Here is an 11,530-nt window from a genome sequence, read left to right as displayed (position 1 = left end):
CATAACGCGCCAGATGATGCTATGGGTTCATTGCGCAAGTGTTTCGATGCGTTGCAGCGGTTGCGTCTTGACGAAGCGGGCGCGTGGCGATAGCTGGACGCCTCTTTTCCGGCCGTGCGAGCGGCCTCTTTGCCGTTTGAGAGCCGTTCCCATGAAGATCGTCAATTCGCTGAAGTCGCTCAAGGATCGTCACCGGGACAACCGCGTGATCCGTCGTCGTGGGCGTATCTACGTCATCAACAAAACCAACCGCCGCTTCAAGGCCCGTCAGGGCTGATTCGGCATCGGGCGGGCCGACGGCCTGTCCGATATTGGGTTTCGAACAGGCATCCGGCCCATTTGGGTCGGGTGCCTGTTCGTGTTGGTGCCGTTGAATTATCCTATCCGCCGTCACTATCGCGAAGGCGGGAGGCTATCGATGCTGACGTTGCGACTCTTTCGCTGGCGTCTGGGGTTATTCATTCCCGCCTTCGCGGGAATGGCGAGGGTGGGGTAAGCGACCTCGAACCGCCGGTCGTGCGAGTGCAGGCCGATTGTACTGCGCTACACCGTGCCCTGTCGCGCTACCGGCACCTTCGGCAAAGTGCAGGCGATCAGTACGCGGCGGACGCCGGGCGATCCGAAGACTCGTGTGGCGTGTCCGGTCGGCACCTTGTCCAGCTCGCGGCGCAGGTCGATCGGGATCGCGGCGAACGCGGTGTTGCGGCGTTCGGTGATCGATCCCGAAAAGCGCCGTTCCGCCTTGTACCGCGCACCGATCGTGCCGGCATCGGCGCAGCGGCGGATAGTGCGGGTGTCGGCGGCAAAGACCGCGGTCGCGGCGGCCTCCTGCGCGGGCGACAGGCCGGTCGCCAGCTTGATTTCGAACTGGACGATGGTCGCGCGGCGCTGCTCCAGCCCGGCGGCCGGCTGGACCGCCAGTGCTAGGGCGAGGAGCGCGGCGCTCATGCCGGGACGCGCGCGGTGGGGGCCGGATCGTCGAGCAATGCCCAGCCGGTCGGTCCCAGCACCTCCAGCGGGCGATAGCGCGTCTTGTAGGCCATGCGCGGCGATCCCTGCACCCAATAGCCGAGATAGACATGCGGCAGGCCGCTGGCCCGCGCGCGGCGGATATGGTCGAGGATGATGAAGTTGCCCAGGCCCGGCCGGGCGTCGTCGTCGGTTTCGAAGAAGCTGTAGACCATCGACAGCCCGTCGGCCTGTTCGTCGGTGATGCACGCGCCGACCAGCCGGCCGGGTACGCCGTCGACGGCAGGCTCGCGATATTCGATGACCCAGGACGTGACCGGCGAATGTTCAACCATGTCGGCAAAGTCCGATTCGTCCATTGCGGTCATGCCGCCGCCGGGGTGGCGCGCCGTCAGGTAGCGGCGCAGCAGGCGGAACTGTTCGTCGGTCGCCCATGGCTTGCAGGCGCGGATGTCGAGATCGGCGTGGCGGCGCATCAGCTTGCGCTGTGTCGCGTTCATCGAAAAATCACCGGCGACGACGCGCACCGATACGCAGGCGCTGCACCCGACGCAGCTGGGGCGATAGGCGACCGACTGGCTGCGGCGAAAGCCGATCCGGCCCAGCGCCTCGTTCAGTTCGTCCGCATTGTCGCCGCTCAGTTCGGTGAATACCTTCCGCTCCTGCCGCCCCGGCAGATAGGGGCAGGGCGCGGGCGAGGTGACGAAGAACCGGGGGAATCGAAACGGCGCGGTCACCCATTGCTCCTTCGGATCGGGCGTCCCCGATAGAATGACGCGGTGGATATGGCGATGACAAGACGTGGCGAAAAGCGCGTTAACCGCGAATTTTCCGCAAGCGATCAGGTGGCCGGCGGCCCTTCGGCGAATTGCGGCACGCCATCGGCCAACACCAGCCACGGCTGCTTCGCCGATACCCAGATATGTTCGGTGGGTGCGAAGCGTTCGGGATGGTCGAGCGTGCCGATGGCCAGGCCGATCGTGCCGGCCGCTGCCCGTTCCGAAAACATGATCGACCCACAGGTGGGGCAGAAGCCCCGCCGGACGCCGGTGCCGCCGTCATGCCAGCGCACCGGCCCGTCGATCGTGACCGAGGCGAGCGGCACCATCACCCGCGCGTAAAAGGCGCTGCCGGTCGCGCGCTGGCAGCGATGGCAGTGGCAGGTGCGCACGTTCATCACCGGCGCGTCGGTGCGGTAGCGGCAGGCCCCGCACAGGCAGGCGCCGGTGATGGCGTCGGTCATGCCAGTTCGACCGTGCTCACTTCATACCCCCCGGCGCGCAGGCCCTCGACCAGCCGGTCGAGATGCGCGCGGTCGCGGGTTTCGCATTCGATGTCGGTGATGAGGCCCTTGGCCGGCAGCGTCGTGAAGACGCGCTGGTGATAGACCTCGATGATGTTGACGGTGTGTTCGTGGAAGATCTTGGCAACGTGGAACAGCGCGCCGGGGCGGTCCTGCAACCGGATGCGCAGGCGGGCGAGCCGGCCCGAGCGGGCGAGATCGCGCAGCAGCACGTTGGCGAGCAGGCGGGTGTCGATATTGCCGCCGCACAGGACGATGCCAACGGTCTTGCCCTTGAACCGCTGGCCATGGCCGAGCAGCGCGGCGAGGCCGGCGGCACCGGCGCCCTCGACCACGGTCTTTTCGATCTGGACCAGCAGGCTGACGGCCTCTTCCAGCTGGCGTTCGCTGACCAGCACGATGTCGTCGACCAGCGCGGCGACGACCTGCGCGGTCAGGCCGCCGGGCTGCTTGACCGCGATCCCCTCGGCCAGCGTATCGCCGGCGCAGTCCATGTCGGTGCCGTGCAGGCGGTTGTACATCGACGGGAACAGCTCGGCCTGTACGCCGATGACTTCGATCGGGCGATCCGCTGCCTTCGCGACGGTCGCGATGCCGCTGATGAGGCCGCCGCCGCCGATCGGCACGACCAGCGTGTCGAGCTCCGGCACGTCCGCCAGCATTTCGAGCGCGACGGTGCCTTGCCCTGCCATGATGCGCGGATCGTCGAAGGGGTGGACGAAGGTCAGCCCCTGTTCGGCCTCCAGCTTGCGGGCATGGGCATAGGCCGCGTCGAACGTCTCCCCCTCCAGCACCACGGTCGCGCCGTGGCTCTGCGTCTGCATGACCTTCACGGTCGGAGTCGGGCGCGGCATGACGATGGTCACCGGCACGCCCAGCCGGTTGCCGTGATAGGCGAGGCCCTGCGCATGGTTGCCGGCGGACGCGGCGATCACGCCCTTCGCACGGGTAGCTTCGTCGAGCTGCAGCAGGGTGTTGAGCGCGCCACGTTCCTTGTAAGCGGCGGTGAACTGAAGATTTTCGAATTTCAGATAGACGGTCGCGCCGGTCAGGTCGGACAGGGTGCGGCTGATAAGGGTCGGCGTGCGGACGATCGAGCCGCCGATACGCATCGCCGCGCCACGAACATCGTCGACGGTGAGGGGCAGGGCGGGCGGAGCGATCGGGTTGGTAGCCATCGCGGGCGGGTAGCCGATTTGGGCGCGAAGGAAAAGGCGGGGAGGGGGTAGCCCGATCGACCGGCTTCTCGACGGACGCTTCTCGACAGGCTCGAAGCTGCTCGAACCGAGCGGAAAACGGGTGGATTTTGCCTTTGGAACGCCCGGTGGCTGTACGGCCCCGCGCTTACCTCCTACACCCCCGCCCCATGGCAAAACTCGCATTCATCGGTACCGGCGTCATGGGCGCTCCCATGGCCGGACACCTGATCTCCGCCGGCCATCAGGTCACTGTCTACAACCGCACCCGTGCCAAGGCCGATGGCTGGGCGGCGAAGCATGGCGGCCAGGTCGCGGACACGCCGGCGGCTGCGGCGGACGGGGCGGACGCGGTGCTCGCCTGTGTCGGCAATGACGACGATCTGCGGCAGGTGACTCTGGGCGAGGATGGCGTGTTCGGGGCGATGAAGCCCGGCGCGCTGTTTGCCGACCATACCACCGTATCGGCGGCAATCGCGCGCGAACTGGCCGAGGCGGGGGCGGCCAAGGGGCTGCTGGTGCTCGACGCGCCGGTGTCGGGCGGACAGGCTGGCGCGGAGAACGGCAAGCTGTCGATCATGTGCGGCGGTTCGGCCGAAGCCTTTGCCGCTGCCGAGCCGTTGATGACCGCCTATGCCCAGCGGATCGTGCATGTCGGCGACGCGGGGGCGGGGCAGACGACCAAGATGGTCAACCAGATCTGCATCGCGGGCGTGCTGGGCGGGCTGTCCGAAGCGTTGCGGTTCGCGCAGGCGTCCGACCTCGATCTCGACAAGGTGCTGGAGGCTGTGTCGGGCGGCGCGGCGCAGAGCTGGCAGATGGTCAATCGCTGGCCGAGCATGGCAAAGGAAGAGTTCGATTTCGGCTTCGCGATCGACTGGATGCGCAAGGACCTGGGCCTTGCGCTCGATGAATCGCGGCGCAACGGCGCGACGTTGCCGGTGACCGCGCTGGTCGATCAATTCTATGCGCAGGTGCAGGCGATGGGTGGCGGGCGGCAGGATACCAGCGCGCTGGTGCGGAGGATCGCGAAGTGAGGCGGGCGGCACTTACCCTTGCCGCGCTGCTGCTCGCCGGGACCGCGCAGGCCGATGGCCTGATCGACAACGTCAACGGCGTGGCGCTGGATTCGCGGGGACAGGTGGTGCGCTTCGGCGGCATCCTGGTCGACAAGGACGGCAAGGTCGTCCGGCTGGTGCCGAAGGGCGAGAAGGCGCCGAAGAAGCTCGACTGGCGCAGCGACATGGCCGGCAAGATCGTGATGCCGGGCATGATCGACGCGCATGGGCACGTCATGTCGCTGGGGTATCGCGCGCTCGAACTCGACCTGTCGACCACGAAGTCGTTGAGCGACGCGCAGTCCGCGATCCAGTCCTATGCGCGCAGCAACGGCAATCGGCAGTGGATATTGGGCGGCGGCTGGAACCAGGAAGCGTGGGGGCTAGGCCGCTTCCCGACCGCTGCCGAACTGGACGCGGCGGCGGGTGACAAGCCGGTGCTGCTGGAACGTGCCGATGGCCATGCGGTATGGGCGAACAGCGCGGCGATGAAGGCGGCGGGGATTACCGCGAAGACCGTCGCCCCGGCGGGCGGGCGGATCGAATTGCTGCCGAACGGACAGCCATCGGGCGTGTTCGTCGACAATGCCGCCAGCCTGTTCGATGCGGCCAGGCCCAAGCCGTCCCCGCGCGAACGTAACGCCGCGTTCCTGAAGGCGCAGGAGCTGTTGCTGTCGACCGGCATCACCGCGACGGCGGACATGGGCACGTCGGTCGACGACTGGATAGTGTTCCGCCGGATGGGCGATATCGGCCAGCTGCGGGTGCGGATCATGAGCTATGCCGCGGGCCTTGAACCCGCGCTGACCATCGCCGGGGCCGGGCCGACGCCGTGGCTGTACGGCGACCGGCTGCGCATGGGCGGGATCAAGCTGTATGCCGATGGCGCGCTGGGATCGCGCGGGGCGTGGTTGAAGGCGCCGTATAGCGATGCGCCGAAGCAGACCGGGCTGTCGTTCATCAACGACACGACGCTGCTGAACCTGCTGAGCCGGGGCACGATGGACGGGTTCCAGTTCGCGATCCATGCGATCGGCGACCGCGCGAACCGGCAGGTGCTGGACGCGATCGACGAGCTGGCGTCGTCGTATAAGGACGATCGGCGCTGGCGGATCGAACATGCGCAGGTGCTCGACCCCGCCGACCTGCCGCGACTGGGCAAGAACGGGATCATCGCGTCGATGCAGCCGGTCCATGCGACCGGCGACCGGACGATGGCGGAGGCGCGGCTGGGGCCGGCGCGGCTGGCCGGGGCCTATGCGTGGGCGACCGTCCTGCGCGACGGCGGGCGGCTGGCGTTCGGGTCGGACTATCCGGTTGAGAACCCGAACCCCTTCGTCGGTTGGGCAGCGGCCTTAACCCGCGAGGACGCGAACGGGCAGCCGCCGGGCGGCTGGCGGCCCGAGGAAAAGGTGACGCGCGAACAGGCGTGGAAGGCGTTTACCCAGGACGCGGCGTTCGCAGGCTTTGCCGAGCAGAAGTTCGGGTCGCTGCTGCCGGGGCAGAAGGCGGACTTCATCGTGGTCGATCGCGATCCGGTGGCGGCGACGCCGGCCGACCTGCGCGCGACGCGGGTGATCGAAACGTGGGTCGGCGGGTACAAGGCGTGGCCGCTGAAGGACGTGCCGAAGGTCGATAGCGGACGATAATTTCCTCCCCATTCTGGAGAGGATTAACGTGCCATCCTGGCACGTCCCGGATTGCCGGGGTGTGTCGCGGCTCCGCTTGCCCTACATTGGCGGGCGACAGGAGGAGTGATGGGCGTTTCGTTGCGAGCCGGGTTGGGTGTGGCAGTGCTGGTCGGTGTGGTCGGGGCCACGGCGGGCGGGGCAGCGATGCTGCTCAGCGCCGAGCGCCCCGCGCCGGTTTCCGCCAAGCCGGTTGTGAAGGTCGCGGCGGCAAAACCCGCGCCCGCGCCCATGCCCGTCGCGACTCCGGTTGCCGTGTCGACGCCCGCGCCGGAGGCGATGGTCGTCCGGCGCGTGCTGAACATCGAAGGGCCGTTCACCCACGGCCGCTGGGTATGGGACGAGGAGGGTGCGCCGGCCAGCGGGAAGCTGATCGTCACCATCGACCTCGATGCGCAGGTGCTGTCGGTGTTTCGCGATGGCTATGAGATCGGCGCGGCGGTGGTGCTATATGGTGCCGACTGGAAACCCACGCCGCTGGGCGCGCTGAAGATTACCGAGAAGGACGCCGATCACGTCAGCAACCTGTATGGCGCGCCGATGCCGTACATGCTGCGGCTGACCAATGACGGTATCTCGATTCACGGCAGCGATGTGCAGGAAGGCGGCGCGACGCATGGCTGTATCGGGGTGCCGACCGCGTTTGCGAAGAAGCTGTTCGGGGCAGCGAAGCTCGGCGACCGGGTGATCATCACCAACGGCAAGCGGCTGAACATGGGCGGCGCGATCACGGCGTAAGTGGCCGTATCCCCGCGCAGGCGGGAATCCAGAGCCGCAAGCGTATCGCCTCGTTACCCTGGATCCCCGTCTGCGCGGGGATACGAAAGCTCGTTTGGTGGGGGTGTCTGCCCCGTTCTCGACGGGCGCTTCTCGACAAGCTCGAAGCTGCTCGAACCGAACGGGCTGGGAATGGATGGGTCGGGAGGCGGACCGCGTTACGCGACCGCGGCCTCGACCATTTCATCGGGTTCGCGCAGCACATAGCCGCGGCCCCAGACCGTCTCGATATAATTGTCGCCTTCGCAGGCCATGCTGAGCTTCTTGCGCAGCTTGCAGATGAAGACGTCGATGATCTTCAGTTCCGGTTCGTCCATCCCGCCATAGAGATGGTTGAGGAACATTTCCTTGGTCAGGGTCGTGCCCTTGCGGAGCGAGAGCAGCTCCAGCATCGCATATTCCTTGCCCGTCAGGTGGACGCGCGCGCCGTCGACATCGACCGTCTTGGCATCGAGGTTCACCGAGAGCTTGCCGGTGCGGATGACCGACTGCGAATGCCCCTTCGACCGGCGGACGACGGCGTGGATGCGCGCGATCAGTTCCTCGCGGTGGAACGGCTTGGTCACGTAGTCGTCGGCACCGAAGCCGAACGAGCGGACCTTCGAATCCATTTCGTTGACGCCCGACAGGATCAGCACCGGGGTCTGTACCCGTGCGACACGCAGCTTCTTCAGAACATCGTACCCGTGCATGTCGGGCAGGTTCAGATCGAGTAATATGATGTCGTAATCATACAGCTTGCCCAAATCGAGGCCTTCTTCGCCCAGATCGGTCGTGTAGATGTTGAACCCCTCGGTCGTGAGCATCAGCTCGATCGCCTTGGCGGTCGTCGGCTCGTCCTCGATCAACAGCACGCGCATCGGCCTACATCCCCCGTTTCGCGGCGCGCTGTCGTCCCTGAGCCGCGCGCAGCAAAAACATTACCGTAAACACCTATGAAGGCAAAAGGTTAATTTTTGCCTAATCGAAAACACTTCGTAAATTCCGTTGGTTAAGCGGAACGAAGGGTTCTGTTGTGGTAAACGGCAGGCCGAAGAAAAGATTTAGCAAAATTAACGCTGGTTGCAGCTGCGGCGGAAGCGTTCGGCGAAGAAGTCGATCAGCGCCTCGACCCGCGCCGGACGCAGCGTGCCCGGCGGGGTGAGGAGGTGCAGCGCGACGCTGCCACTATTCCAGTCGGGCAGGACGGGTTCCAGCCGCCCGGCGGCGATATCGGCATCGACCAGAAAGTCGGGCAGCCGCGCGACGCCCAGTCCGGCGCACAGCGCGGGCAGCAGCGCTTCGCCATTGTTGGTGGCCAGCGGCCCGGTCGGGCGCACCGCGACCTCCTCTTCGCCGCGCCGGAAATGCCAGATGGCGCTGGGCAGGTTGGTATAGCCGAAACAGGCATGGTCGCCCAGATCGGCGGGATGCGTCGGCCGGCCGCGCCGATCCCAATAGGTCGGCGCGGCGACGATGCGAATCGCGACGGGGGCGAGGCGGCGGGCGCGCAGCGAACTGTCGGGCAGGTCGGCGATGCGCAGCGCGACGTCGATCCCCTCGGCCACGATATCGACCTTCGCATCGGACAGCGTGAGGTCGATCTCCACGCCGGGATGTTGTTCGAGGAAGTCGGCGATCGCCGGGGCGACATGGGCGAGGCCGAACGACATCGGCGCGGCCATGCGGACGAGTCCGGTCGGCGCGGCGGCGGCGTCGCGCGCCTGTTCCTCCGCCGCCTGTGCCTCGGCCAGGATGCGCCCGGCGCGCTCGGCGAGCGACTGCCCGGCGTCGGTCAGCGTCAGGCGGCGCGAGGTGCGGTGGAACAGGGTGGTGCCAAGCGAAGTCTCCAGCCGGGCCACCGCCTTCGACACCGTGGCCTTCGACACGCCGATCGACTGGGCCGCGGCGCTGAACGATCGGTGTTCGACGACGCAGGCGAACATCGCCCAGGCTTCGAAATCGGGAAGACGCATTACCCCTCCATCCGCGAAACGATCGGTTTCCGACGTTTCCATTTACGACATGATCGGCGCGCTTATCTTGGGGGTCAAGCAAGGAGATCGACGATGATCGACAAACGTGACTTCACCAGCCTGGGCCATGCCGATCATGGCTGGCTGAACGCCCGCCACCATTTCAGCTTCGCCAATTATTACGATCCCAGCCGCATGGGCTGGGGCGCGATCCGGGTGTGGAACGACGACGAGATCGCCGCGAACAGCGGCTTTCCGCCGCACCCGCACAAGGACATGGAGATCATCACCTATGTCCGCTCCGGCGCGATCACCCACCAGGACTCGCTGGGCAACAAGGGCCGCACGACGGCGGGCGACGTACAGGTGATGAGCGCCGGCACCGGTGTCCGCCATGCCGAATACAACCTCGAGCCGGAGACGACCCGCATCTTCCAGATCTGGATCGAGCCGCGCCAGAAGGGCGGCGCGCCGGCATGGGGTGCCAAGCCGTTCCCGAAGGGGGAGCGCTCGGGCCGATTCGTCACGCTGGCCAGCGGATATGACGATGACGGCGACGCGCTGCGCATCCGGGCGGAGGCGCGGGTGCTGGGTGCGACGCTGAAGGCCGGGGAAAGCGTGGAACATAGCGTGGGCGAAGGGCGTCACGCCTATCTGGTCGCTGCGACCGGCGCGATCACCATCGACGGCGTAGCCTTTCAGGCGCGCGACGGGGCCGCGCTGTCGGGTGGGCAGACCGTCACCATCACCGCGACCGAGGACGCCGAAATCGTCCTGGTCGATTCCGAATAATCCGCGAGGGAGTAGCTGCACATGTCGAAGGTTCTGGTCCTGTATTATTCGTCCTATGGCCATATCGCGAAGATGGCCGATGCGGTGGCCGAGGGCGCCCGCGCCGCCGGTGCCGAGGTGGACGTCCGCCGCGTGCGTGAAACCGCACCCGAGGAGGTCGCCAAGTCGGCGGGTTTCCAGGTCGCGGACCATCATGCCGAGCTGACCGATCCCAATGAGCTGACGAAGTATGATGCGATCATCGTCGGCACCGGGACCCGGTACGGCCGGATGTCGAGCCAGATGGCGGCGTTCTGGGACACGACCGGCGGCATCTGGGCCAAGGGCGGACTGGTCGGGAAGATCGGCGGGGCCTTCACCTCGACCGCATCGCAGCATGGCGGGCAGGAAACCACGCTGTTCTCGATCATCACCAACCTGATGCATCATGGCCTGACCATCGTCGGCCTCGATTATGGCTATGAAGGCCATCTGGGGCTGGACGAAGTGAACGGCAGCACCCCCTATGGCGCGTCGACGATCGCGGCGGGCGATGGCAGCCGTCAGCCGACCGAGGTCGAACTGGGCGGCGCGCGCTATCAGGGCAAGCGTATCGCCGAGCTGGCGACCAAGGTGTTCGGATAAGGCGACACGCGGGGCGGCCTGATGGGTCGCCCCGCAGTTTTACTGGCGGCAACCGGTTGGATTGTTAGCGCTATCGGCTATCATCGTTGCAAAGAACGATGATGGAGAGGGATATGCGCGGGATAGCGTTGTGGGCTGCGTTGCTGGTGGCGGGCGTTGCGGGCGCGCAGGAACGGCCGGTGCCGGGCAGCAACCCGATCATCCGCGACAAGTTCACCGCCGACCCCGCGCCGCTGGTCGTCGGCGACCGGCTGTATTTGTACGTCGGGCACGATCAGGCGCAGCGCGACGAAATGTTCAACATGCGCGAATGGCTGGTCTATTCGACCACCGACATGCGCCATTGGACCGACCATGGTCCGATCATGAAGGTCGCCGATTTCAAATGGGCGAAGGCCGATGCCTGGGCCAGCCAGGCAATCTATAAAAACGGCAAATACTGGTTCTATGCTGCTGTCGAGCATGACGACACCCATCCGGGCAAGGCGATCGCGGTGGCGGTGTCGGACAAGCCGACCGGGCCGTTCGTCGATGCGAAGGGATCGGCGCTCATCACCAACCAGATGACGCCCAAGGGCATGCACAGCTGGGAAGATATCGACCCGACCGTCTTCACCGACAAGGACGGCACGACCTGGATCGCATGGGGCAACCGGCAATGCTATATCGCGAAGCTGAAGCCCAACATGATCGAGATCGACGGGCCGATCACCGAGATCACCCCGCCGCATTTTGAAGAGGGGCCGTGGCTGCATGCGCGGAACGGCACCTATTACCTGACCTATGCCTCGCTCGACCGGTCGAAGCATCGCGACGAGCGCGTGTCCTATGCGACGGCACCGTCGATCAAGGGGCCATGGACCTATCGCGGGGAGCTGACCGGATCGGGCAAGTACAGCTTCACCATCCATCCGGGGATCGTCGAATATAAGGGCGACTGGTACCTGTTCCTGCACAATGCGACGCTGGCGATCGGCGACCTGAACGGCGCGATCGGGCGGCGAGCGGTGACGGTTGAGCGGCTGCGGTACAACGCGGACGGGACGATGCGGCCGGTGGTGCAGACGGATGCGGGGGTTACTGCGCCGACGCGGTGAGGCAATCATGCGTTGCCCGGTCTGCGGTCAGGTGCTGACTAGGGCTGCGTGGAGATAGGTGGAAAACGCGT

General features: G+C 66.3%; 13 protein-coding genes. 7 read left to right on the top strand and 6 right to left on the bottom strand.

Annotated features, from left to right (window positions below; genetic code table 11):
* Window positions 1-151: 151 nt before the first annotated feature.
* The gene (gene ykgO / locus ASE58_RS02020) at window positions 152-277 is read left to right on the top strand and encodes a type B 50S ribosomal protein L36 (protein ID WP_055755695.1); all 126 of its coding nucleotides are present in this window, start codon (window positions 152-154) and stop codon (window positions 275-277) included.
* 266 nt (window positions 278-543) lie between these two features.
* On the opposite strand, the gene ASE58_RS02015 is transcribed toward ykgO, so the two are convergent.
* The 4 genes from ASE58_RS02015 to ASE58_RS02000 form a co-directional block, all read right to left on the bottom strand.
* Window positions 544-948 carry a hypothetical protein gene (locus ASE58_RS02015; protein WP_055817440.1) on the bottom strand — a complete coding sequence of 135 codons (405 nt, stop codon included), beginning with the start codon at window positions 946-948 and terminating at the stop codon, window positions 544-546.
* On the bottom strand, window positions 945-1,706 hold the full coding sequence (locus tag ASE58_RS02010) for an arginyltransferase (protein WP_055760406.1): 762 nt from the start codon (window positions 1,704-1,706) through the stop codon (window positions 945-947). The genes ASE58_RS02015 and ASE58_RS02010 overlap by 4 nt, the downstream gene beginning before the upstream one ends.
* Window positions 1,707-1,810: 104 nt before the next feature.
* Complete coding sequence (locus tag ASE58_RS02005; protein WP_055817438.1) at window positions 1,811-2,212, bottom strand: GFA family protein; 402 nt, start codon at window positions 2,210-2,212, stop codon at window positions 1,811-1,813.
* Window positions 2,209-3,450: a threonine ammonia-lyase gene (locus ASE58_RS02000; protein ID WP_055817436.1), complete on the bottom strand. Its 1,242-nt coding sequence runs from the start codon at window positions 3,448-3,450 to the stop codon at window positions 2,209-2,211. The genes ASE58_RS02005 and ASE58_RS02000 overlap by 4 nt, the downstream gene beginning before the upstream one ends.
* Before the next feature lie 188 nt (window positions 3,451-3,638).
* Between ASE58_RS02000 and ASE58_RS01995 the strand changes: the two genes are divergently transcribed.
* The 3 genes from ASE58_RS01995 to ASE58_RS01985 all read left to right on the top strand — a co-directional run bounded on the left by ASE58_RS01995 (window position 3,639) and on the right by ASE58_RS01985 (window position 6,952).
* Window positions 3,639-4,505: an NAD(P)-dependent oxidoreductase gene (locus tag ASE58_RS01995; RefSeq protein WP_055817435.1), complete on the top strand. Its 867-nt coding sequence runs from the start codon at window positions 3,639-3,641 to the stop codon at window positions 4,503-4,505.
* On the top strand, window positions 4,502-6,175 hold the full coding sequence (locus tag ASE58_RS01990; protein ID WP_055817433.1) for an amidohydrolase: 1,674 nt from the start codon (window positions 4,502-4,504) through the stop codon (window positions 6,173-6,175). The genes ASE58_RS01995 and ASE58_RS01990 overlap by 4 nt, the downstream gene beginning before the upstream one ends.
* 108 nt (window positions 6,176-6,283) lie before the next feature.
* The gene (locus ASE58_RS01985; protein WP_055817431.1) at window positions 6,284-6,952 is read left to right on the top strand and encodes a L,D-transpeptidase family protein; all 669 of its coding nucleotides are present in this window, start codon (window positions 6,284-6,286) and stop codon (window positions 6,950-6,952) included.
* Between the two features lie 197 nt (window positions 6,953-7,149).
* Here the strand turns inward: ASE58_RS01985 and ctrA are convergent, their stop codons facing one another.
* Entirely contained in the window at window positions 7,150-7,851 is a 702-nt protein-coding gene (ctrA, locus tag ASE58_RS01980) for a response regulator transcription factor CtrA (protein ID WP_055817428.1), read from the bottom strand.
* Window positions 7,852-8,043: 192 nt separating this feature from the next.
* Window positions 8,044-8,946 (bottom strand): LysR family transcriptional regulator, encoded by a 903-nt coding sequence (locus ASE58_RS01975; protein WP_055818118.1) that lies wholly within the window; start codon window positions 8,944-8,946, stop codon window positions 8,044-8,046.
* A gap of 93 nt (window positions 8,947-9,039) precedes the next feature.
* On the opposite strand from ASE58_RS01975, the gene ASE58_RS01970 reads away from it, so the two are divergent.
* The 3 genes from ASE58_RS01970 to ASE58_RS01960 all read left to right on the top strand — a co-directional run bounded on the left by ASE58_RS01970 (window position 9,040) and on the right by ASE58_RS01960 (window position 11,459).
* On the top strand, window positions 9,040-9,738 hold the full coding sequence (locus tag ASE58_RS01970; RefSeq protein ID WP_055817426.1) for a pirin family protein: 699 nt from the start codon (window positions 9,040-9,042) through the stop codon (window positions 9,736-9,738).
* A 21-nt stretch (window positions 9,739-9,759) separates the two neighbouring features.
* Window positions 9,760-10,362: an NAD(P)H:quinone oxidoreductase gene (wrbA, locus tag ASE58_RS01965; RefSeq protein ID WP_055817424.1), complete on the top strand. Its 603-nt coding sequence runs from the start codon at window positions 9,760-9,762 to the stop codon at window positions 10,360-10,362.
* 113 nt (window positions 10,363-10,475) lie between these two features.
* Entirely contained in the window at window positions 10,476-11,459 is a 984-nt protein-coding gene (locus tag ASE58_RS01960; RefSeq protein ID WP_200909279.1) for a glycoside hydrolase family 43 protein, read from the top strand.
* The last annotated feature ends 71 nt before the right edge of the window (window positions 11,460-11,530 follow it).

This window comes from Sphingomonas sp. Leaf9 (genome assembly GCF_001421355.1).
GTDB lineage: Bacteria > Pseudomonadota > Alphaproteobacteria > Sphingomonadales > Sphingomonadaceae > Sphingomonas.
This window is presented reverse-complemented; position numbering and strand designations above follow the sequence as displayed.

Bases quoted from the DNA above. Each gene is read 5' to 3' on its own strand.
- ykgO (WP_055755695.1), top strand. From the start codon at position 152: ATGAAGATCGTCAATTCGCTGAAGTCGCTCAAGGATCGTCACCGGGAC.
- ASE58_RS02015 (WP_055817440.1), bottom strand. From the start codon at position 948: ATGAGCGCCGCGCTCCTCGCCCTAGCACTGGCGGTCCAGCCGGCCGCC.
- ASE58_RS02005 (WP_055817438.1), bottom strand. From the start codon at position 2,212: ATGACCGACGCCATCACCGGCGCCTGCCTGTGCGGGGCCTGCCGCTAC.
- ASE58_RS02000 (WP_055817436.1), bottom strand. From the start codon at position 3,450: ATGGCTACCAACCCGATCGCTCCGCCCGCCCTGCCCCTCACCGTCGAC.
- ASE58_RS01995 (WP_055817435.1), top strand. From the start codon at position 3,639: ATGGCAAAACTCGCATTCATCGGTACCGGCGTCATGGGCGCTCCCATG.
- ASE58_RS01985 (WP_055817431.1), top strand. From the start codon at position 6,284: ATGGGCGTTTCGTTGCGAGCCGGGTTGGGTGTGGCAGTGCTGGTCGGT.
- ctrA (WP_055817428.1), bottom strand. From the start codon at position 7,851: ATGCGCGTGCTGTTGATCGAGGACGAGCCGACGACCGCCAAGGCGATC.
- ASE58_RS01975 (WP_055818118.1), bottom strand. From the start codon at position 8,946: ATGCGTCTTCCCGATTTCGAAGCCTGGGCGATGTTCGCCTGCGTCGTC.
- ASE58_RS01970 (WP_055817426.1), top strand. From the start codon at position 9,040: ATGATCGACAAACGTGACTTCACCAGCCTGGGCCATGCCGATCATGGC.
- wrbA (WP_055817424.1), top strand. From the start codon at position 9,760: ATGTCGAAGGTTCTGGTCCTGTATTATTCGTCCTATGGCCATATCGCG.
- ASE58_RS01960 (WP_200909279.1), top strand. From the start codon at position 10,476: ATGCGCGGGATAGCGTTGTGGGCTGCGTTGCTGGTGGCGGGCGTTGCG.